Annotated in this window: 18 protein-coding genes and 1 tRNA gene; 11 read left to right on the top strand and 8 right to left on the bottom strand. The window is 57.9% G+C overall.

The features are described from left to right. The first annotated feature begins 42 nt into the window (after nt 1–42). Nucleotides 43–513 (top strand): S-ribosylhomocysteine lyase, encoded by a 471-nt coding sequence (locus tag H2O17_RS00280; RefSeq protein ID WP_182049827.1) that lies wholly within the window; start codon nt 43–45, stop codon nt 511–513. After that, nucleotides 510–1,820 (top strand): 5'-methylthioadenosine/S-adenosylhomocysteine nucleosidase, encoded by a 1,311-nt coding sequence (gene mtnN / locus H2O17_RS00275; RefSeq protein WP_246311262.1) that lies wholly within the window; start codon nt 510–512, stop codon nt 1,818–1,820. Before H2O17_RS00280 ends, mtnN begins: the two co-directional genes overlap by 4 nt. 10 nt (nt 1,821–1,830) lie before the next feature. On the opposite strand, the gene H2O17_RS00270 is transcribed toward mtnN, so the two are convergent. Continuing rightward, on the bottom strand, nt 1,831–4,005 hold the full coding sequence (locus tag H2O17_RS00270) for a S9 family peptidase (protein WP_182049825.1): 2,175 nt from the start codon (nt 4,003–4,005) through the stop codon (nt 1,831–1,833). 19 nt (nt 4,006–4,024) lie between these two features. Then, complete coding sequence (locus tag H2O17_RS00265; RefSeq protein ID WP_182049824.1) at nt 4,025–4,909, bottom strand: ribonuclease H family protein; 885 nt, start codon at nt 4,907–4,909, stop codon at nt 4,025–4,027. A gap of 113 nt (nt 4,910–5,022) precedes the next feature. On the opposite strand from H2O17_RS00265, the gene H2O17_RS00260 reads away from it, so the two are divergent. Next, nucleotides 5,023–5,931 (top strand): macro domain-containing protein, encoded by a 909-nt coding sequence (locus H2O17_RS00260; protein ID WP_182049823.1) that lies wholly within the window; start codon nt 5,023–5,025, stop codon nt 5,929–5,931. An 80-nt stretch (nt 5,932–6,011) separates the two neighbouring features. Here the strand turns inward: H2O17_RS00260 and H2O17_RS00255 are convergent, their stop codons facing one another. Further along, nucleotides 6,012–7,754 carry an ABC transporter ATP-binding protein gene (locus H2O17_RS00255; protein ID WP_182049822.1) on the bottom strand — a complete coding sequence of 581 codons (1,743 nt, stop codon included), beginning with the start codon at nt 7,752–7,754 and terminating at the stop codon, nt 6,012–6,014. After that, nucleotides 7,751–9,619, bottom strand: coding sequence for an ABC transporter transmembrane domain-containing protein (locus H2O17_RS00250; protein WP_182049821.1), 1,869 nt, complete (start codon nt 9,617–9,619; stop codon nt 7,751–7,753). Before H2O17_RS00250 ends, H2O17_RS00255 begins: the two co-directional genes overlap by 4 nt. A 483-nt stretch (nt 9,620–10,102) precedes the next feature. On the opposite strand from H2O17_RS00250, the gene H2O17_RS00245 reads away from it, so the two are divergent. Beyond that, on the top strand, nt 10,103–11,158 hold the full coding sequence (locus tag H2O17_RS00245) for an SDR family oxidoreductase (protein WP_182049820.1): 1,056 nt from the start codon (nt 10,103–10,105) through the stop codon (nt 11,156–11,158). Between the two features lie 135 nt (nt 11,159–11,293). Here H2O17_RS00245 and H2O17_RS00240 read toward each other — a convergent pair. Beyond that, a tRNA-Leu gene (locus H2O17_RS00240) sits at nt 11,294–11,380 on the bottom strand. 259 nt (nt 11,381–11,639) lie between these two features. Then, nucleotides 11,640–12,215 carry a hypothetical protein gene (locus tag H2O17_RS00235; RefSeq protein ID WP_182049819.1) on the bottom strand — a complete coding sequence of 192 codons (576 nt, stop codon included), beginning with the start codon at nt 12,213–12,215 and terminating at the stop codon, nt 11,640–11,642. A gap of 571 nt (nt 12,216–12,786) precedes the next feature. Here H2O17_RS00235 and H2O17_RS00230 point away from each other — a divergent pair. Genes H2O17_RS00230 through pknB form a run of 6 tightly spaced genes read left to right on the top strand, consistent with a single transcriptional unit; the run spans nt 12,787 to nt 20,090 of the window. Then, nucleotides 12,787–13,485, top strand: coding sequence for an FHA domain-containing protein (locus H2O17_RS00230; RefSeq protein WP_182049818.1), 699 nt, complete (start codon nt 12,787–12,789; stop codon nt 13,483–13,485). Continuing rightward, nucleotides 13,482–13,973, top strand: coding sequence for an FHA domain-containing protein FhaB/FipA (locus H2O17_RS00225; RefSeq protein ID WP_182049817.1), 492 nt, complete (start codon nt 13,482–13,484; stop codon nt 13,971–13,973). Before H2O17_RS00230 ends, H2O17_RS00225 begins: the two co-directional genes overlap by 4 nt. Next, the gene (locus H2O17_RS00220; RefSeq protein WP_182049816.1) at nt 13,970–15,319 is read left to right on the top strand and encodes a PP2C family protein-serine/threonine phosphatase; all 1,350 of its coding nucleotides are present in this window, start codon (nt 13,970–13,972) and stop codon (nt 15,317–15,319) included. The genes H2O17_RS00225 and H2O17_RS00220 overlap by 4 nt, the downstream gene beginning before the upstream one ends. Beyond that, nucleotides 15,316–16,758, top strand: coding sequence for an FtsW/RodA/SpoVE family cell cycle protein (locus H2O17_RS00215; protein ID WP_182049815.1), 1,443 nt, complete (start codon nt 15,316–15,318; stop codon nt 16,756–16,758). Before H2O17_RS00220 ends, H2O17_RS00215 begins: the two co-directional genes overlap by 4 nt. Next, entirely contained in the window at nt 16,755–18,206 is a 1,452-nt protein-coding gene (locus H2O17_RS00210) for a peptidoglycan D,D-transpeptidase FtsI family protein (RefSeq protein WP_182049814.1), read from the top strand. Before H2O17_RS00215 ends, H2O17_RS00210 begins: the two co-directional genes overlap by 4 nt. A gap of 45 nt (nt 18,207–18,251) precedes the next feature. After that, on the top strand, nt 18,252–20,090 hold the full coding sequence (pknB, locus tag H2O17_RS00205; protein WP_182049813.1) for a Stk1 family PASTA domain-containing Ser/Thr kinase: 1,839 nt from the start codon (nt 18,252–18,254) through the stop codon (nt 20,088–20,090). Nucleotides 20,091–20,169: 79 nt separating this feature from the next. Here the strand turns inward: pknB and H2O17_RS00200 are convergent, their stop codons facing one another. Together H2O17_RS00200 and H2O17_RS00195 are read right to left on the bottom strand one after the other, a co-directional pair. Then, nucleotides 20,170–20,814 carry an anthranilate synthase component II gene (locus H2O17_RS00200; RefSeq protein ID WP_182049812.1) on the bottom strand — a complete coding sequence of 215 codons (645 nt, stop codon included), beginning with the start codon at nt 20,812–20,814 and terminating at the stop codon, nt 20,170–20,172. 167 nt (nt 20,815–20,981) lie between these two features. After that, nucleotides 20,982–21,971 (bottom strand): class E sortase, encoded by a 990-nt coding sequence (locus tag H2O17_RS00195; protein WP_182049811.1) that lies wholly within the window; start codon nt 21,969–21,971, stop codon nt 20,982–20,984. Between the two features lie 187 nt (nt 21,972–22,158). Between H2O17_RS00195 and H2O17_RS00190 the strand changes: the two genes are divergently transcribed. Then, entirely contained in the window at nt 22,159–22,485 is a 327-nt protein-coding gene (locus tag H2O17_RS00190; RefSeq protein ID WP_182049810.1) for a cell division protein CrgA, read from the top strand. Nucleotides 22,486–22,494: the final 9 nt, after the last annotated feature.

The following is a 22,494-nucleotide window of genomic DNA, read 5'->3' as shown; positions in this document are numbered from 1 at the left end:
CCTGAAGCGCCTTCGCTCACCGTACACAGACGAGGAACTGAAATGCCACGAATGAACGTCGAGTCGTTCAACCTTGACCACCGCACCGTTTCGGCCCCTTTCGTACGAGTGGCTGACGTTAAGCACCTTCCCCATGGCGACGTGCTGACGAAGTATGACGTCCGGTTCTGCCAGCCAAACGTCGCTCACCTTGAGATGGATGCCGTGCATTCAATCGAGCATTCGTTCGCCGAATTCGCACGTAACCATAGCGACGTCGTCGTCGACTTTTCTCCCATGGGATGCCAGACAGGCTTTTATTTGATCCTTGCCGCGCAACCCGACGTACCGGGAACCATTGAGCTCATTGCCCAGACATTCGCCGATATTCTCAATGCAAGCGAAGTACCCGCCGCCAACGAGGTTCAATGCGGTTGGGGCGCACACCATTCACTGCTCGGGGCCCAAGAAGCGGTTCGAGCAATGCTCACCAGCAAGCCCGAATGGGCTCACGTTCAGGAGGTCACCCCGTGATACGCATTCGCGCAATCGTTCTGGCCGCTCAGGAAGAAGAAGTCCGGCCAGTTCTGGCGGCGCTTGAAGCCACCGCCACCAAGCCCGCCAAGATGGCCTGCCCCGTTGCATCAGCATGGGTTGCCGCCTCCACCCATGGCAACACAGTCATCCTCAAAACAGGGATCGGATTGGTCGCCACAGCTTCCGTGCTGGGATGGGCACTAGCTCGATTCTCACCCAAGGTTGTGCTGTTTACCGGAACCGCGGGCGGCCTGGCACCAGACATTCGGGTGGGTGACGTAGTGGTTGGCACGTCCTACACGTACGGCACTGCGGATGCCACGGCATTTGGGTACGCACCCGGCCAAATTCCGGGGCAACCCGCCGTGTTTCAAGGGGCAGAAGAACTGCTGGAACACTGCCCGTTGGACGTCAAACGGGGGCAGATGCTTTCCGGGGATTCATTCGTCACCGCACGCAACATCGGTGATATGCGCTCCAAGTTCCCGGACGCGCTGACAACCGACATGGAGACCACGGCCGCGGCACAGGTGTGCGCTGCATGGAACGTTCCCTTTATCGCCGTCCGGTGCGTCTCCGACCTGTGCGGGCCAAGCGCAGAAGACGACTACCATATGGAACTCGATCACGCCTCCGAGCTCTCGGCTGAGGCCACATTAGCTTTGCTGGCGTACTTGGCCGAACCCGTTCCTTCCGGCCCCAATCAGAAGTTCTCCAAGGAGCTGTTGACGCTCGGATTGCTGACCGTGTTCGCACGGGTGCGCAACCTCGATCCCGTGGATCCACGGGAGATTTCTGACGATCTGCGCGAGGACCTAGTGCGCAACCTCCCCCCGCAGCATGTCAAGCATCTCGAGGTCTTGCTTGGGCTGGCCGCGGCCGCCGAACTTGCCATCAAGAACAACCCCGAACTGACCCTCACGGCAAAGCAGTATGACCAAGAGCGCTCGAAGTTGGCCAGCGAAGTTGGCGTAGATACCGGACGAGGCAAACTCGCCTGGCCGCCCACGTCTCAGACCATCATCAAACGGTTCAATGGTTACTGGAACGATGCGCTTGACAACGTTGGCTTGCGCTCCCAGCTGGGGCGCAAGCGCGGAGGGCTCAAGTTCTCAGATCAGGACTACATCCACGCGTTGCGCAGTTTCTCCATCTGGTCGGCCAAGCGCGGAATCTCGCCGAGCTATAAGGCATACCAGCAGTGGATTAAGGATACGGGCCGCCGTGGCGGCGTGCCTTCGGGTGCAGCGATCCGCCAACGGTTTGGGTCGTGGCGCACTGCTGCTCACGAGGCGCAGATCTAGTCCCGCCTGCTCACTGGGCGCCCTCGCCTTCAACCAGTTGTTCTGCCGCACCGATTTGGTCAAGCAGCCAAGCAAGGATGAATGCCTGTTGGCGCCACTTGTCGTAGCGTCCGCGCTTGCCGCCATGCCCCGCGACCATTTCAATCTTTTCAAGAATCGGGCGCCCACTCTGGTTCTTGGTAGTCTCCCTGAGTATCTGCACCCACTTCGTAGGCTCAACGTAAGAAACTCGCACGTCGTTGAGTGACGTGGTGGCCAAGATCGCCGGGTACTGCACTGCTTGCACGTTCTCAGTGGGAGCGTATGACTTCATGTACTCATACGCTTCCTTATCCGTAATGGGGTTTCCCCACTCCTCCCATTCGCCTGCCGTGAGGGGAAGCTCTGGCTTGAGCATGGTGGTAAGCGCATCAACAAACGGCACACCAGCATGCACTGCGCGATAGAGGCTCGGATCAAGGTTCACAACGGCACCCATGAGCAGCCCACCTGCCGAACGACCTTCTGCTGCTAGCCGATCCACGTTCACCCAGCCGCTCGAGATCAACCAGCGCGAGCAGTCCACGAAATCAGTGAACGTGTTCTTCTTGGTCATCATCTTGCCGTTGTCGTACCACTCGCGGCCCATTTCGCCGCCGCCACGCACGTGAGTCCACGCCACAACCACACCGCGATCCAGGAGAGAGATATACCCTGGCCAGAACTGGGGATCATTGGATACTTCGTAGGATCCGTAGCCGTAGATGTATCCAGGGTTAGTGCCATCAGGCTTCACATCGCGACGACGAACGATGGTCAAGGGAATCGGGGTGCCGTCCGCTGCTGTGACCAATACGCCCTCTTGAACGTAAGCAGATGAGTCATAGTTAGGAGTAGGCAGTTCCTTAAGTACCCGTACCTCGCCCGTTTCAACTCGGTAGCTGCTGGTACGCGGTGGGGTCAGCGTTGACTCGCTTGTGAACGCGATGTCTTGCGCTTCCCAATCATTGGACTGGTAGAACTCGATTGTATGGAGCGGTTCAGCCGGCACCGGCTCAGACCGTTCCCATATAGGCCGTTCGTGGGGCTCCTTGTAGCCAACTGGCCCTTCCTTCAGATCGTGGCACGAGGCAAGCCTGCGCGTGACGCGCAGGGCAGTCTGGCCACCTGACCGCATAGAAATTACGGCAAAATCGCGGAACGCATCAACATCAAGGATTCGCTCGCCGGGTTCAGGCTCAAGGATTGACACCCATTCGAAGGGCGCGGCGGTGCGGATGGGCGCGGTTGCGAGTTCAAAGTCCGCGAAGTTGGCGTTGTGAATGATCAACAAGTGATCGTTGGCAGGCTCCACTGAGTACTCAAGCCCGTGCGTGCGCGGACACACCAGTATCGGGGTGGCAAGAGGCTGATGAGTTGAAACTAGCCGAACCTCAGAAGTAGTTCGCGAAGCGGAGTTGATAACAATCCACTGCCCATCGCGAGATGGCACGTGCCAGATCTCGAACTGTTCGTCCGGTTCTTCATAGAGCAGCCGATCCGATTCAGAGGTTGTGCCTACGGTATGTAGCCACACTTGATACGTGCGCCAAGCATCGTCAACCCGCGCATAGACGACACCAGAAGAGTCCGCCGTCCATGCCAAACCGTATCCGAGCCCCGCCACGGAATCGTCAACGATCATGCCCGATTCGATGTCGAAAATGCGCAGAGTGAAGTGCTCATCACCCAAGAAATCCACGCCAAGCGCGCCAAGTTTTCCATTGGGCGACGCAACAAACTCTGAGGTGGCAAAGAACTCCTGGCCTTCGGCCAACGAGTTGCCGTCATATACCAGCTGCTCACCTGCTTCACTCTGAAGCACTGCTTGGGATGGACGAAGTTCCGTCAGCGCAGGAACGCGGTATACCGCCGGGTACTGCTTGCCCTCCCACGTGCGCCGTAGGTACCACCAATCGCCGTCGCGTTGAGGAACGCCGATGTCTGACTCCTGCGTACGCGCAGCCAGTTCGCCCACGATCTTCTCCGTCAGAGGCCCGAGGTGAGCGGTGTTCTGGGAGGTCCATGCGTTCTCAGCATTGAGGTGGTCAATGACCTCAGGGCTGGCCTTATCACGGAACCATTCGAAGTTGTCAGTGTACGAATCACCGTGGAACAGGCGTTCCGTGGGGACTTTCCGTGCCACGGGCGGATGAGTGAGATTCATGGTTTCAGTCTACTTCCCACTACTTCCCGTACTTTCGCGAGGCAGCTACCGCGAGGGAGTCGCACAACTCATTCGCCTGATCACCTGCGTGGCCCTTGACCCATTCCACGTCAGTGCGGCCAGTACGGTTCTCATAAAGATTGAGCAATCGTTCCACCAGTTCGCGGTTCTTCACGGGTTTGCCGTCGGATTTCTTCCATCCCTTTCGACGCCATGCGGGTGCCCACTTCGTGACCGTGTTGATCACGTACTGCGAATCGCAACGGATGAGCAGATCTGGTGCTGGCCCCACATACTCAAGTCCCTCAATGAGGGCCGTGAGCTCCATAATGTTGTTGGTAGTGCGAGCGGCACCACCGCTGCTGCGCGCACCACTGACCTGTTCCACCCAAGCCCAACCGCCCGGCCCCGGATTTCCTGAACAGGCACCATCAGTGGCGACTACGGCGGCGTACCCCAGCTTGATTTTCCCGATCGGCCCGGTACCCTCCCCGGTAACCGGTTGTGCATCGGCCGCGCCTATGGGAGCTTTCACGGTACTTGGACCCTGCGCCGCCAACGGCTGCACCGCCGCCGCACCTTCAGTATCCGATGCCAATCCCACCTCAAGCCCGAGTTCCTCACCAAACAGATCATCGGCGTAGTAGAAATCGGAGTCCAGTGTGCGAAACCCTGGTGCAGAGGCACGCATTCCGATGCCTTCGAGAAGATCGAGGGTATCGGGGTGCCAGAGTGTTTGGGGACGCCCAGATTCAAAGAGGGTTCCCGCGAGAGTGTGACGTTCGGCCAAATCTGTGGGGTGCGACCCTTCAGCCAGATGAAGCTTGGCCAAGCCTTCAAGGACATCGTGTGGCTGTAGGCCTAGGATGTCCGCGATATCAGCAGGTGAAAGCCAGTTTGTCATGGCTCAAGAGTAGCTGGATCCACAGACACATCCGGTGAGGGAAGAGTCCCACAATCTGCGCAGGCACTCTGGGGCGGGTAAATTGGTGTCAGAACGATAGAAGGAGACACTAGATGCTGCCCTTGTCCGCTTATCGGGACGCTATTCACCTGGATGAGCCGCTCCCAGACACTGATAATGATCCGCGGTCATTCGACGAACTCATTAACGTCGCGCTCAACGGCCTCGAGGGCCGCCCGCTAGACGAACCGCGCCCAGAACGCTCCGTCTTCACGATGAGTGGCCTGTTCAACACACTTCGTGTGGAACTGATGAAGCGCACCCCCAGCGAACTTCCTGAGGAAGTCTCCAACGCAATCCGGAGCCTCCTAGTTCGCCACTCCGCACACTTGGGCCGCACCACAGGCGCCAACCTCATGCGGATCAATGAAATGTGGCCGCAGTCAGATTACGGTTCAGCTCGAAACGTTGCAGTGTGGCGTGGAGACGTTCGCGAACTCGTAGTGGACGCCGTGGTGAACGCTGCGCTCCCCGATCTTCAGGGCTGCCGCAATTCGCTTCACCCGTGCATCGATAACTATATTCAGGGTCAAGCCGGCCCTTGGCTGCGCAACGATTGTGCGATCATTCATGAACTTCAAGGCTCCGATGAAGAAATCGGCGGCGCCAAGTTGACCCGAGGCTACTGCCTCCCAGCGAAGTACGTGTTACACACCGTCAGTCCACGCATTCAGAACGGCGTGATCACAGATGCTGACCGCGAGGCACTCGCCAGCTGCTACACCTCATGCCTTGACCTCGCGCTGGAGAAGGGTGATATCCACACGGTCTCGTTCTGCGCACTCTCCACAGGTGAGAACGGGTTCCCCTTTGAAGAGGCAAGTAGCATTGCTCTGACCACAGTCAATCGTTGGCTTGTCAAGCATGGCACCGGGGTTATTCGCCTCATTGTGTTCAACATCTTTGAAGATGAAGATGCAGAACGCTACAGCAATCTGCTTGCGAACTGGATCGAAGACTGATCGCGGCGTATCACACCAGCTAGATAGAAGGGTTGGGAGGCTTCCGCAGAGGCCTCCCAACCCTTCTTTCCTTGCTACCGTCAGTCCTGCTGCCACACATTCCACAAATGGGCGTACTCCCCATTTGCCGCAATGAGTTCATCGTGGCTACCGATCTCAGCTAGGTCACCATCAATCATGACGGCCACTCGATCGGCATCATGCGCAGTGTAGAGCCGATGCGCAATCGATATGACAGTGCGCCCAGCCAACACATTAGCCAGCGCTCGTTCGAGCGATCGGGCCGCATTCGGATCGAGAAGTGACGTGGCTTCGTCAAGCACCAAGATGCGCGGATCGAGCAATACGATGCGTGCCAGCGCAATCTGCTGTGCCTGAGCAGGCGTCAGCTTCTCGCCACCAGAGCCAACCTTCGTCTCCAAACCATTATCCAGAGACTCAAGCCATTCAGCCGCCTCCACCGACCGCATGGCCTCACACATTTCGGCGTCAGTAGCTTCTGGTTTCGCCAGCCGCAGGTTGTCAGCCAGTGTTCCCACGAACACGTGATGTTCCTGAGTCACAAGTGAGACCGATGCGTGGCGTTCCTTCTCTGGAATACGCGTTACTTCGGCACCTCCCACCTGGATCTGCCCACCTTCTGGTGGATTGATCCCGGCAATGAGGCGGCCGAGCGTGGACTTACCAGCACCCGAAGGTCCCACAATCGCCAAGGTCTCGCCAGGAAGTACATCTAGGCTCACGCCGTGAAGCACCTCTTCGCCTGTGCGATAGGCGAAGCGCACGTCCTTGATCGTCAACTCTTCGTCACGAGGATGCTCTTCGGCGACGTCGTCGTCAGACAACTCATCGCTGAGCTCCTCCACTCCGAAAATACGTGAGAAGGACGCCGAAGCAAACTGGAGTTCGTCAACCCACCACCCCAACTCGTTCAATGGGCTACGCAACTGCTGGGCGTAAAGCGCCACAGTGGTTACAGCACCCAACGTCGTGAGCCCTTGACCCATGAGGAACGCACCCCAAAGCACTGTGATGAGCATAGGCGAATACACGGCTAGAACCATGAGCATCATAAACAGGAACCGCATCCAAGCTGTGTAGCGCTCATTGCGCCACAGTTCCCGGATCAGCGTGTCCATGCGCGAAATCCGATTGCGCCCCAAATCGAGCGAATCTACCGTGCCGCCTTGTTCGATCGCCTCTGAGACCACGCCTGAAGAACCCGCCCACAGCGCAGATACCGCGAGATAGGCCGGGACCGTACGGCGCACATACCACCTGATGATGAAGTACATCGGAATAATCGGTAGTACGACGACGACGCCGACCCTCGGGTCAGCCACGAACGCCGCCACCATGGTCACCACGATCGTCAGGATTGTGATGATCACTCGGGAGATACCACGCTGGACGAACACGGCCACGCGGTCCACATCGTGTGTGGTGCGGCCAAGGAGGTCGCCGGTACCCGCCGACTCCACAACTGAGAGCGGCAGATGCGTGACTGCGTAGACCACCCGGTTACGCAGAGCGAGGAAGACCCGCTCGCCCAGCTTCATGGCTTCGTGTTCCCCAAAGAAGGAGAGGATGGCCTGAACGAAGACTAGAACAAACAGGACGATGACGAGGTTCCGGATATACCCGAAGTTCGTTCCTTGTGAAACGGCATCAATGGCGGCACCGATGAGGTACGGGCTAACAACCGCGACGAGCGCCACAAAGAGCTGTAGGGCCACAACCAACACAAACTTTCCTCGGTATTCGCGCAGAATGCCTGAGAGCTTGTGCAGGATAGTTCGCGTACTTGCGATAGGTAATCTCATCGTTCCTCCTTTCCGCTTATGCCGGCTTGGGCGGCACTTACGTCCACGGGTTTATCAGTAGATGGGCCCACCTCTCGGTGCACGACCGCGTAGTAGCGGGGATCCTTCAGCATGGCATGGTGCTGCCCGCGCGCCACCTCGTGGCCCTCCTCAATGAGGATGACTTCATCGCACTGGTCGAGCACCAAAGGAGAAGAAGTCACCAAAACAGTGGTCTCACCTGCGCGATTGCTGGCTAGGCGCTGCGCAATTCGAGCTTCCGTGTGCGAATCAACCGCGCTGGTGGGTTCCACCAAAACTGCGATCGCCGGATCGTGGGTCAGAGCGCGTGCCAAGGCGACTCGTTGGCGCTGACCACCTGAGAGAGACCGGCCACGTTCGGCAACCTGCCCCCCGAGCCCACCATCCACTGAGGTCAACACGTCATGAGCGTCTGCAGTGGAGAGCGCCTCATGAAGCTTGGTGTCCTCCGGATGATCTGACTCCGGCTCGTCAAACAGTGCGCGCGTCTCGCCTCCTGGGGCATGAATATCCGCGATCTGTTCGTCAACTCCACGAGGATCGATCTCTGCCGCCTCTGGGCCAAGGAGCCCCGAACGCAGCGTGCCGGTGAAAAGCTCAGCGATCGCGCCGGAAAGCACGATGTTCTCACGCACTTCACTGACCGGAACTGAACGCAAGTCGATGTCACCCGCGTAGGTGGTATCGGCGTCGTCGACCCTCGTCAGACGGGTGGCGATGGCTGAAGAAGCTGCCGGATTATCCGAAACGAGCGCAGTGATTTTCCCGCCGCTAATCGTGACTCCGGAGGTGGCGTCAGTCAAAGAGGTGGTGCGCCAATCGATTTCCGGCGCCTCTGGATCCACGGCGGCATCGGTGACCAGCGGCGTTGCGGAAAGGAGCCGCGACATCTTCTTCGCGCCCACCCAGCCTCGCGTGCCGGTCTGGATTGCGTTGGAGATCGCGCTGAGCGGCATCGCCAGGAAGGCGGTATATCCGTAGAAGGAGAACAACTCGCCCGTGGTCATCTCGCCTTGGTAGGTGAGGTACAGGCCCGCCCCAACTACGCATGCCGTGAAGACCGCAGGTCCTGCGGTCTGAACGGCATTGAGCAATGCACGCTGAAATGCAACCTTAAATCCAGCCTCCATCACCTGCTCAGATTGAGTGCGGTACTTTGCGTTGTACACATCCTCGCCACCCACTCCACGCAGAACACGAAGTCCGACCACGGCGTCCGAGGCAAGCGTTGTGAGTTTGCCTTGCTCTTCGCGTTGCGCGGTGATCTTCGTCTTCAACGGCTTAATGATGCGAGTGATGATGGCCAGGACGATGGGCATGCCGATCGTCACGAATAGCCCGAGCGGCACATTCACATTAAGCATGAGTACTGCCACCACTACGAACGCCACAACAGAACCCACTGCGTCCGGAATGAATGCAATGAGCTGACCCAGCTTGTCGCCGTCTGTGGTTACCACCGCGACGATGTCGCCTGATGGCATCTCCTTGCCAACATCCGTGCGGCGGCCGAACACTGTTCGGAGCAGGCGCCGCATCGGCTGCCATGTCCCCCGCAACCACAAGATGATGGCAACGGGTTCTTGGATGCTGCAGAGCGCGACAACCACGATGAGACCCACGGTATACAGCGCGTTCGGAACGATTGCGCTGGTTAGGCCGTGCTCAATCCCGGAGTCGAGCATGTTGCCGATCGTCAGCGGCAACAGTGCCATTGCAACAAACAGCAGGGATGAAATTGTTATAGAACCGAGTAGCAGTTTCCAGTTGCTGGAAAAGAGCTGCCCGATGATTTTGCGTGGTGAGGTGGGAACCTGCTCTGGCTCTGTCACCGGCTCGCGCATGAAACGAGGCCATGTGGACGGAGTCGGACCGAGGCGCACACCGTTGCCTTTTTGCGGCATGGAAGTGCTTTCCAATCCTTGATGTTTTTGCGTAGATGAACCAGAGGACTCTGGATATGGCATTGTTCCGCTTTCCGAAACATCGATCAGTACGGAAGGCGCAGAGGGAGCGCCAGCAACCGGACAGACGTGTGGGATGTTCTCTTAGATCCAGCGTAGGGTGATGAACCCTGATGGATCAGCTAAAGCAGACATGAAACATGGTTCGAGGCTAACACCGCTGCAGGTCAGGCACCAAGCCAAGAATGCCCTCAGAATTCGTGAAATCCTCTGGGGTGGACCGAAGACTGCCCGCTCGTCACCAGATCGCCCGGCACTCTTGTTGCCTTTTGTGAGCTATGACATAGTCAATGAGTAGGAAGAGGTGCTTGGGAACCCATACCTCCATACTCGCGGATTCACACCTTCACACAAAGGGGAACGATGAAAAAGGAAAGATCACCAAAGCCGCACACGCACGACGTCGTCGACGACGCTCCACCCTCAGATCCTGCGTACAACGTTGAGGAGGGTCACGAGTGGGCCAGTGAAGGCGGGGCTCTGGCCGAAGGGCCAGCCACGAGTCTTCCTGAACGGGCCTCTGGTGATGAGAATGTGGCAGTGCACAGCGCACCTCAAGGGCGTTCCCAAGATGAGCCCGGGCTCGATCGGGATCTCATTCCCAAGGCCGACCACGGTGAACGCACGTACATCGGCCACGGACGTCTAGCTGGCAAGCGAGCCCTCATCACGGGTGCCGATTCGGGTATCGGTGCAGCGATTACTATCGCTTTTGCACGCGAGGGCGCCACTGTGTGCATGGCCTACTTGCCGGGTGAAGAACCGGATGCCAACCGGATCTCCTCAATAATCGAGAACGCCGGCCGCGCGATGGGATCTGCTGGCGAGGTGGGGACCATATATCGTTTGCCCGGGAACCTGTTAGACCCAGAGTATCGGCACTCACTTGTGGATAAGGCCGTTGGCCTCATGGGCGGAATCGATATCCTCGTCAACAACGCTGGCAGGCAAGTCTCTGTGGAGCACCTCGCCGATCTGACCGAAGATCAAATCGATGAGACCTTTGATGTGAACATCAAAGCCATGTTCACTTTGTCCAAACACGCATTGGCGCATATGAACCGCGGTGCCACAATCATCAACACAACTTCTATTCAGGCATACTCCCCCTCCGGGCACCTTCTGGATTACGCCACTACCAAGGCCGCCATCAATGCGTTCACTAAGGGATTGGCCCAGCAAGTTGGCCCCAAGGGAATCCGGGTGAATGCAGTAGCTCCCGGGCCCATCTGGACTCCGCTACAACCCCCTCCTGGCCAGCCACCTGAGGCACTCCCACACTTTGGAGAGGACACGTGGCTCGGCCGCGCGGGCCAGCCGGCGGAGCTGGCCGGCGCATACGTGTTCCTTGCGAGTAACGAAGCGTCATACATCACGGGAGCCACGCTCCACGTCAATGGCGGAAAAGTCTCTCCGTAACAGAGCTCTTGAGCGAGCCCGCGAGCGCCCACCACCTGAGGGATCTTCAACGTCCCTTGAGGCCGCGCTATGAAGGGGCCCGTGAAACAGAAGATCTCCTAGGACATTTGTAACCCATGTCCTAGGAGATCACATTGGTGCTCAAGGGGGGACTCGAACCCCCACGCCCTTTCAGGCACACGGACCTGAACCGTGCGCGTCTACCAATTCCGCCACTTGAGCAAAGTGGCAACAAATCCCGATGGTTCCATGTGAATGGCCTACCGGCAATTGCAGCATCTAGAAGCTTATAGACACTTGCTGCCATTTTCAAAATGTGAGAGGTGTGTGACACCTCTCTATCGCGTTACAGGGAAAACTCGGGGCTGGTGTGGCACACCGTGGTGTGCCACACCAGCCCCGGATAGCTTTTCAGCTACTTCCCAATCCGATGCCCTGCCTAGCCTGAGTTGGTCTGGCGAGTCATCGTCTCAGACATGCTTCATTCAGTTGCTGGTGCGGTAGCTGCTGCTTCAGTCGCATCCTTCTTGGGGCGAAGGACTCCCCAGCCAAGTCCACCGAGCACAACGCCCGCGACGATCGCGCCTACACCAACGTAGAACGCGATTGAGCCGACGAGCCACCAACCGTATGCGTTCAGGAGTGTGCCACGCAGGGTAGAGCCCATGAAGAGCTGCTGACGCTGGGCGGCGAGGGTTGCGAGTTCATCCTGATCCGCATCTGGATCGTTGGCCATCTTGGTGTATTCACCCGAGACGGCTTCGTAGGTCCGTCCATCAGCGATGTTCTGCATGTGCTCGTAGATGTAGTTGTCAGCGAACGCCTTGGCCTGGATGCCGGTGGTGAGTTCCTGACCGATGAACGGAGTCAGAACCTTCTGAGACTCCTCACTGAGGGAAGAGATTCCATCCTCGGTGGGCATGGAAATCTCTTCTTGGGAAAGCTGGTCCGTGATGAAGCTGTGCGCGAAGCTACCACCGAAGATAGCTGCAGCACCGACGATCACTAGGACAACGGCGAAGACCTTCGCCATTGCTGCATATGCAATTCTTTGCATTCTGGGCCTATTCCATTCTTTTCTGATGATTCTTGGCCAATTCTGGGTCTTGGCCACGCATGTGTGAAGCTTGCGAACTCGATTTCGTCTTCCTCACTGGAAGATTCAACTATGTCACAATCGACGACCCTTACTTTAGACAACAAGGAGGGACCCCGGAAATCTCACGACCCTTATTCCATATGGGAAGATGCCGTTTCTTTTGCGGTAAGGAGAGGCTAACCCTCGAGCGAATCAAAATACCAGCCAAGAACCGTCCACAATCCAAACTTACCTGTGATAATTCCAGATATTTCCGCCACGTCGGGACCAATGGCCCATAACTGGGTCGATCCCATTCAACACTGCGATTCTGGCCACTCACGGGACTGGGCGGCAATGGTCACGGTGCAGCCAGCTCCGCCCCCGAACCAGCCGACCCCATTACTCAAAGGGGAGACTTCACCTACAACGCAAAACTCACGCATGATGATGCCAACTTGTAGCTCACCCCGTAAGGTGATGTTGTGGACGCGTAACAGGCGTCAGTTCTAGCATGCCTACGAGCAACTCCGTAGCGAAAGAAGGTGTCATGGGGGCATTCGATAAGTTTGAAAAGGGCGTCGAAAACGCAGTGGCAAACGCCTTTTCCCGCGCCTTCAAGTCAGAACTCAAGCCCGTTGAGATCGCGTCAGCCCTGAAGAAGGCCCTAGACGAACACGCGGCCACAGTATCGCGGGAACGCACCGTCAGTCCCAACGATTTCCTGGTGACACTTGCGCCGTCCGACCTAGAGAACGTGGAACAGTGGGGCCGCGCCGCTTTCGCTGACGAAATGGTCAATGTCATCACCGATTACGCCACTGAACAAGACTTCGCTTTCCTCGGCCCGGTACGTGTGCAGTTCACTGAGAATCCAGCAGCAAAATCAGGTTCGATTCAGGTAGCAGCCACTACGGTTCGGGGTGCGGTTGCGCCTGTGACGTCTTCTGCCACCTCAGGGCATTATCCGATGCTAGAGATCGGCAGTTCGAAGTACCTCCTGACAGGTGCCGTCACTGTGGTTGGTCGTGGTTCAGACTGTGATATCCCTGTTGAAGACACCGGGGTATCGCGCCATCACTTCGAACTACGTGTCACGCCTTCCGGTGTCATTGCCACCGACCTGGGGTCCACGAACGGAACCTTCGTGGAGGGCCACCGGATCACCGCCGCAACTCTGCTTGACGGAAACACGATCACGATCGGCCGCACTCACATCATGTTCTGGAACGCTTCGGAGGCTGCATGAGCGCACTCGTCCTCACCCTCCTTCGGTTCGGGTTCCTCTTGTTGCTGTGGATCTTCGTGATAGGACTTGCCCTCACCCTGCGCCGCGATGTCTACGGCACACTCGTCCGTGACCGCTCCGCGCTGCGCAACACTAGGAAAGACAAACCTGCCCGCGCAGTGTCCGCTCCGGCGCGGCCAGTTGAACGGAGAACTCCGCCAGCACTGACGCTCGCCGTGACCGCCGGCCCACTTGCCGGAACCATACTGCCACTGGGGCAAGCGCCCGTCGTCGTCGGAAGATCACCGGACTCCGCCCTCGTACTCAACGACTCGTACTCGTCTTCGCGCCACGCGCGTATCTTCCAATCCAACGGTGAATGGTGGGTTGAGGATCTCGACTCAACCAACGGCACCTTTGTTGGAGGCCAGCGTATTTCTGCGCCCATGAAGCTTCGCCCCGGTGTGCCTGTGGTGGTTGGCAAAACCACCTTGGAGCTGCGTCAATGAGCGTCCAGCTCCAATACGCAGCGTTTTCTGACATCGGGCTGGTCAGAAAGAGTAATCAAGATGCCGGATACGCCTCTGGGCATCTTCTTGTGCTCGCTGACGGGATGGGCGGCGCTGCGGCAGGCGACATCGCCTCAAGCGTCACTGTGGGATTCCTGGCCCAAGTGGATCAAGACCTGCACACAGCCGACGAACTTTTACCCGCACTTCGCACCGCGGTCAACACCGCTCACCAAGACCTTATTGAGAGAGTCGACGAAGACCCTGAGATAGCCGGACTTGGCACAACCTGCATCGCAATCCTGCGCTCAAACAACAAACTTGCCATGGTTCACGTGGGCGATTCACGTGCATATCTGCTGCGTGAAGGCGCACTCAATCAGGTGACAAAGGACCACACACTGGTCCAGTTTCTCGTGGATCACGGGCAACTGACACCCGAAGAGGCCGAACACCACCCCAAGCGAAATGTCATCATGCGCGCGCTGGGAGATGCTCCCGGCCCGGTGGAACTCGATGAATCAGTGCGTGAGGCAGTACCGGGCGATCGCTGGCTGCTGTGTTCGGACGGCCTCTTCGGCGTGGTCGCACATGACACCATTGAACGCACACTTAAGACCTACCACAGCCTGACCGAATGCGGCGAGCACCTCATCGAACTCGCTCTGGCGGCGGGCGCTCCAGATAACGTCACGGTTGTGCTTGCCGACGTCGTCGACGATTCCGATTCATCAGTAGGAAAACTCAATACCGGAGGGCAACAGCCAATCGTGGTAGGTTCTGCTGCGCGCGACGCCGGTTCCAGAACCCGCCGCGGAACCTCAGCGGCAGGCCGGGCCTTCTCACTGTTCATTCCCTCGCGCGCCACTGATCCAGACCTTCTTCCCGACGACGACGAACCGGTTCACCCCCGATTGTTCGCACGAATTGCCGTGATCGTGGCTGTCATCGCTATGGTGGCTGGTGGGCTATTCGCCGGATATCGGTGGACGCAAGGCCAGTATTACGTCTCGACGAACGAGGGATACGTGGCCATATACCGCGGAATCCCGCAGTCGATCGGGGGGATTGAGCTCTCATCGCTCGAAGAAACGAGCGCTGTGAGGGTTGCGGACCTGCTTCCAGTAGCTCAGTCTCGACTCGAAACTCCCATTCTCCGAGACTCGCTTGAGGATGCCCAGCAACTGGTGGCGAACTTCGGAGACCAGATGGCCACACCCAGCCAGGACCCAACGGCGGATGCCACAGCTGACGCTGATGCCAGTGCTTCAGCGTCTGCCTCCGCCTCACCGACGCAAGATGCGAATTCGCGATCGCCTACGACGGGTGGGGAGGAGACGCCATGAGCGTAGTTTCGCAACCGACCGCACGCAAAGGGCGCTGGCCCGAACTCGTGTTCCTCATCCTTGCCTTGGCTATTGGACTTGGCGCCTACGTGCTGGTCTACGTCGGAGTCGGCAACGAAGGCATGCCAAGCAACTTGGTGACTGTCGCAGGTGCAGCCGGAGCTCTCACACTTGTCTCCCACCTCGTGGTGCGGCACGTGGCACCCTATGCTGACCCCGTGTTCTTCCCCGCGGCACTTGCGCTGAACGGACTTGGGCTCGCGATGATCTACCGCGTGGACATTGCGGAGGACAAGAAGCTTGCTGGCGGCCAGATGAGCCTGACCATTGTTGGTGTGCTACTCATGGTGGCCACAGTTCTGGTCATTCGCGATCACCGCTGGTTGCGTCGCTTCACATGGATATCGCTGATTCTTGGAGCTCTGCTGCTTCTGCTTCCCATGGCTCCAGGAATTGGGCGTTCGGTGTACGGCGCTAGGATCTGGATTAACGTGGCAGGCTTCTCCTACCAGCCAGCTGAACTCGCCAAGATCTTCTTCGCGATCTTCTTTGCGGGATACCTCGTATCTGAACGCGACAACTTGAGCCTAGCCGGCCAAAAGGTACTAGGAATTCGCCTTCCTACGGCACGGCACTTCGTCCCAATCCTGCTAGCTTGGCTGTTCTGCATGGGAACGCTTGCCGTCGAGAAAGATTTCGGAACAGCACTTCTCTTCTTCGGGCTGTTCGTGGCGATGCTGTACGTTGCAACCGAACGCGTCTCGTGGCTGATCATCGGCTCGGCGCTCACAGTGGTTGGAATCTTCGCAATCGTCCACATGGTTCCACACATTCAAGCTCGCTTCGTCGTGTGGCTCCATGCCCTTGACCAAGATGTGTACAGCGCCAAATACGGCTCATATCAGCTGGTTCAGGGAATGTTCGGCATGGCATCAGGTGGGCTGTTTGGAACCGGGTTAGGCAAGGGCTACCCCGATTTGGCGTTCGCCGCTAACTCCGACTTCATCATCGCATCATTCGGTGAGGAACTCGGCTTGACCGGCCTTCTCGCATTGCTCTCCATCTACCTCATTATCATCATGCGAGGCCTGCGCACGGCGACCCTTCTGCGCGATGGCTTTGGGAAGCTGTTTGCCACCGGCCTCTCGTTTACCATGGCGCTCCAATGCCTCTTAGTGGTTGGTGGCGTCACGCGCCTGATTCCATTGACTGGCCTTGCCATGCCGTTCCTGGCACATGGCGGTTCAGCGCTGCTCACGAACTGGATCATTATTGGCCTGCTTATGCGCATGTCCGATGCTGCCCGCAGGCCCGCCTCCACCGAACCTCTTCCACCCCCCGAAGTACTGGACTCGCTCCTCGCTAAAGACATCGCGCACCCCACGGTTGAACCGCGTCAAGAAGACGCCCAAGAAACCCAAGTGGTGAAGTTTCAATGAATCGTCCAATTCGTCAACTTGCGACTCTCGCGACGATCATCTTCCTTTGTCTGATGGCCGCGGCGACGTCGATCCAGTTCTTCCAAGCATCCAGCCTCAACGCTGATTCCCGGAACGTACGCACGCTCTACCGCGAGTTTGGCACCAATCGCGGTCCGATCATCGTTTCGGGAAACTCGGTAGCCTATTCCGTTGAGTCCGACGACGCATACAAGTTCCAGCGCGTCTATGACTCCAGCGGGATCTATTCGAACCTAACCGGATACTTCTCTACGGCATTCAACTCGATGACGGGCATCGAACGTTCCATGAACTCCGTGCTCGGTGGATCCGATTCCTCACTTGCCTCCCAACGAGTCCAAGAACTCTTCACAGGAACAACGCCAGCAGGTGGCGGTGTGGAACTGACGATTGACGCAACTCTCCAAGAAGCTGCTGTGAAAGCGATGGCCGGGCGGAAGGGCGCCGTCGTCGCGCTGAATCCCAAAACGGGCGCTATTCTTGCGCAGGTCTCACTCCCCACATTTGACGCCAATTCGCTGGCGGTGCGGGATGTCTCCGCAGCACAATCTGCGTGGAATACGCTGAATGATGATGAGACGACCCCGCTCGTGGATCGCACCATCGGGGGTGACCAGTATGCCCCAGGCTCAACCTTCAAGATGCTCACTGCAGTGGCGATGCTTGAGAACAATTCAGACCTCACACCGCAGACGCTGATCGACGCTCCAACAAGCTGGCAGCTCCCTCAGTCCGACCATTCGATCTACAATCCGGGCCGGGCCGAATGCGGTGATGGATCAGGGCAAGCTACGTTGCTTCAAGCATTCATACAGTCGTGTAACACCGCATTCGCGATTGGCGGCACCGGGGTGGGTGCCGACGCCATGATTGCGCAAGCTGAGAAGTTTGGGTTTGGCGATACGATCTCCACGCCTCTGACGGTCACAGCATCACGTTTTCCTGAGCCTGAGTCCGAAGCCGCGCTGGCCATGGATTCCTTTGGCCAGCAAGACATTCGCGTGACGCCCATGCAGATGGCCATGATCACAGCAGCCATCGCAAACGACGGCGTGCTCATGAAACCCTACTTAGTTAATCGCACGCTGACTTCGGACTTAGAGACGATTTCAACTACGGACCCCGAAGTCTATTCAACTCCCATGAGTGAACAGACCGCCGATTACATGACTCAGATGATGATTGCTGACGTCACGGACGGAACCGGGTACCGAGCAGCGATCGATGGAGTCCAAGTGGCCGGCAAAACAGGTACAGCCGAGATCAATGCGGATACGCTAGCACATGCGTGGTTCGCAGCCTTTGCCCCAGCAGACGATCCGCAAATCGCTATAGTAGTGCTCCTCGAGAACTCAACTGAGGGTGATGGTGGCACCGCAGCAGCGCCAGTTGCCAAGGCCGTAATCGAAGCATTGCTGAATGAGTGATACCCATGCAGCTGACAAATGATGGAAGTGGAAAGGTGACCGAACGTGACTGATATTCCCCGCGTTCTCGGTGGACGCTACGAGGTTGGTGAGCTGATCGGACGTGGCGGAATGGCCCAAGTCCATTTGGGCTATGACACCCGGCTCTCACGCACCGTGGCCATCAAGATTCTTCGGACGGACCTCGCTCAGGACCCGATGTTCTTGGCCCGCTTCCGGCGGGAAGCCCAGTCCGCTGCGGCGCTCAACCACCCATCGATTGTGTCCGTATATGACACAGGTGAAGAGCAACTGACCTCTGCGGCCGGACGCCCCGTATCGCTGCCCTACATCATCATGGAGTACGTCAAGGGCCGCACTGTATCCGCACTGTTGTCCGGTGGCGATCCGGTGCCGATCGGGGAAGCTGTTCAGATCACCGTAGGTGTTCTGAACGCGCTCGAGTACTCACATCACGAAGGCATCATTCACCGCGACATCAAGCCCGGAAACGTCATGTTGACGCCCGAAGGCAAGGTCAAGGTGATGGACTTCGGGATCGCGCGCGCCATTGCCGATTCCGCAGCGACCATGACCCAGACCAACTCTGTGGTGGGCACCGCTCAGTACCTTTCTCCTGAACAGGCCCGCGGTGAAGTGGTGGATACCCGTTCTGACCTGTACTCCACCGGGTGTCTGCTCTATGAACTGCTCACTGGAAAGCCTCCGTTCACAGGAGACTCCGCTGTGGCAGTGGCCTATCAACATGTCTCAGAAGCACCGAGGCCGGCCTCTCTGGTGGCGCCGGACGTCCCCGATGCTATCGACCGCGTGGTCATGAAGTCTTTGGCCAAACAGCGCGACGAACGCTATCAGTCAGCAGCTGACTTCCGAAATGATCTCTTGTCCGCCGCTCGTGGTGAAGGCGTCGCTGCGCCGTCGGTAACCTCGTGGAACATCAAGCCAGTGGCTCCCGCCTTCCCGCCAACAATGGTGGCAACAGCCGTTCCAGGCGTTGCTACCAACGTCGGCCCAGCTACCACTGCCACCGGCATTTCGGCGGATGACGAAAAGAAGACGAAGAAGCGCAACAGGATCATGATCATCGTCGGTGTGGTCATCCTTCTCCTTGCGGCCGCAGGAATCATTTGGGCGGTCAACTCCGATCAGAACAACGTTGAACCAACTCCTACAGCTACCACTCAGGCCAACGTTTCGGTACCAGACCTCACCGGACTCAACGAGTCGCAGGCTCGCCAAAGCCTCGAAAGTGAGGGCTTAGTATTCTCTAACGGCGGCACTCAGGCCAGTACCTCAGTGGACAAGGGCCTCTTCGTGGCGTCAAACCCTGAAGCCGGTACGCAGGTCGCCGAAGGCTACACAGTCATCGTCTATTTCTCATCCGGGCCTGATAGCGTGGAAGTTCCGAGCATCACTGGTGTGACAGTGGAACAGGCAACTAAGCTCCTCGCGGCATCGGGACTGGTGGTGGGTAGGTCCGAGACTGTCAACGACCCCTCCGAGTCCAAGGATCGCATTGTTTCGCAGGATCCAGCCGAAGGCACCTCGGTAGCGCCCGGGACCTCCGTTAACATCACGATCGCATCCGGCAACGTTGTGGTTCCTAGGGTGACGAACATGAGCCTCGATGCAGCCCGTACCGCCCTCACCGAAGCGGGCCTAGTGGTGGACGATACGATCCAATACGAGGATTCCAGTACCGTATCAGCAGGCACTGTGATCGCCCAGACCATCGGCGAGAACACGGTTGTGGCCGCTGGTTCAAGGGTGGGCTTGGTAGTGGCGCAAGCCGCGAGCACGCCGTCGGAGAGCCCAACGTCACCCGCATCAACAACCTCATCGCCGACCACTTCTCAGAGTTCAGATGAGGATCCTCAAGGCTGAGGCGAAAACTGAAGCGTAAGGAGGGGAGCACTTGTGAAGTGCTCCCCTCCTTGCTTTAGGCGCATCCACGAGCAATGGATCAGTTCAGATTGGCGTTTGCGTTGCCCCGTACTAAGGGAGCCTTGCCTTCCGCAAGGCTCAGCGCCTCATGTGAGCCACACAGTGCAAGCCAGTTTGCCAACATGCGATGCCCACCTTCAGTCAACACTGATTCAGGGTGGAACTGGACGCCCCACAAAGGCAGTTCGCGATGCTCCAGCGCCATAATGATGCCGGAATCCGTAGTGGCGGTCACGCGCAGTTCGGCGGGAACCGTCTCAGGTTCCGCTGCCAACGAGTGGTAGCGAGTTACACGAAGCGGCGAGGCGAGCCCGTCGAAGATATGCGTGCCGGAGTGTTGGATGGATGACGTCTTTCCGTGGAGGAGCTCCGGCGCTCTACTCACAGTGGCTCCATAGGACTCAGCTAACGCCTGATGCCCCAGACAAACGCCCAGCATCGGTATGGCCAGTCGAGCACATTCCCTGATGGCAGCTATGGAAGCTCCCGCCTCCGACGGACTGCCCGGACCAGGTGACACGAGGACGCCATCGTATTCGTGAATCGAATCGATGGCGACCACATCGTTGCGGACCACAGTTGTTTCAGCACCAAGAAGGCGCAGGTAGTCAACGATTGTGAAAACGAAGCTGTCATAGTTATCGATGACGAGAATCCGGGTCATTGCCCCACCGTGCTATCAAACATCGGGAATGTGTCTACGACCCAAGGATAGACATAATTGAAAAGCGCAGCTACGACCACCAAAATAAGGGCCAACGCCTCTACTGACTTGAACCAGACCGGCCCCGGCAGGTGCCGCCAGATGAATCCGTACAACTTATGCTCCTTCTAGTCCGTCACCATGTCCGGCGGTAGCCCGTCGGAGCGAGGCACCCAATAATCAAGGGTGGCGTGCACGATCCAACGTTGATTCGATACGAAAGGCGGATGGCACGTAGTGAGCGTGAGAATTCGTTCCGTTGCCTCCACGCCCGGTTGGCGGGGTACCGGGAGCACCACATCTCCTTCCGAGGGATCAACGATGTAGTGCTCAGTCACGCGGTACACGTAATAGGCATCCCCGGTTTCAATGATGATCGGGTCGCCTTCCTGCAATTCGGGTACATCACGCAGCGGTGCACCGTAGGTTTGCCTGTGGGCAGCGAGAGCAAAGTTACCCACTTCACCCACGCCCTGCGTGTTCGCGTAATGCCCAAACGCGCCTTGGTTGAGAACTGACATTTCAGTTCCCTGTTTGATGGTGTAGGCGTAGTCGGAGCCAAAGCGTGGAATATGGATGATTCCGATTGGCTCACCATCTGCAACAGGTGCGGCGACGGGAGGGTCATCCGTGCGGGGCGTGCCAGTAGTTGACGGCTCTGGGGACCAATCTTGCACGATCTCCTGCTGTTGAACGGCTTGATCCCGGTGAACCTCCACATCCGTCCACCACAGCTGCCATACGATAAACAGCAGCAGCACAAGGCCCGCTGTGATGAGGAGCTCCCCTACGAAGGAGAGGAAAGTGCGGAACCACGAGCGGCGACGCTTCTTCACTGGGTCAGACTTAGCCGGCGGTTCCGAAGCGCCCGAAGCGCCCGAAGGCAGCGTGCCAATGCCGGGATTATCGGGTTCACCCAGCGTCTGCGCGGCAGAATCCAGCGTGCGCGTGCCAATGCCGGAATCATCGGGTTCACCCAGCGTGCGCGCGTCAGTGCCCCGGACGTTCGGATCGACGCGATGATGCGAGTTGATCGAGGTGCGCAGATCTTCGCCTGCGGGCCGGTTGGCAGCATTCTCAGATGCGTTGCCGGAACCAGCAGAGTGGCGACCACCCATGGACAACCCCCATTTCGTGTTAAATCAAGGATAACTGGCCTGCGCAATGAGTTCATCAGGGATCCACAGCATACCCACCCGTCCACCCTACGAGGTACACCGCCAATCCATTCAGCCAAAGGCAATAGAATCGCTTCTGGATCAACTTGCCGATAGTCTAGGTCTGGTCACCTCAGGAAGGAACAATATGGCGGAGCCCGAAGAGAAATCACAGCCTGCAAAGGCGCAGCCCTCCAAGAATGCGACTCCGGCTAAGGGAACGCAACGCGGCATCGCTGCGCAGGAGGCAGCCAAGAAGGCAAAGCCGAAGAAGGTCAAACCCGCGGGGAGCAAGAACTCTCCACGCTGGTGGGCACCCCTCATGGTGGCACTCATGATTATTGGTCTTGTCATCGTTGTACTGGCGTACGTCTTCAGTGGCGATCTACCTATCCCGGGTTGGGGCAATTACAACCTTTTCTTGGGAATCGGCATTATGCTGCTTGGATTCCTGATGACAATGGGTTGGAAGTAGTTCCCTTTC

It is taken from the genome of Changpingibacter yushuensis (assembly GCF_014041995.1).
Lineage (GTDB): Bacteria > Actinomycetota > Actinomycetes > Actinomycetales > Actinomycetaceae > Changpingibacter > Changpingibacter yushuensis.
The sequence above is the reverse complement of the archived record's forward strand: the minus strand, read 5'-3'. Positions and strand labels throughout refer to the sequence as shown.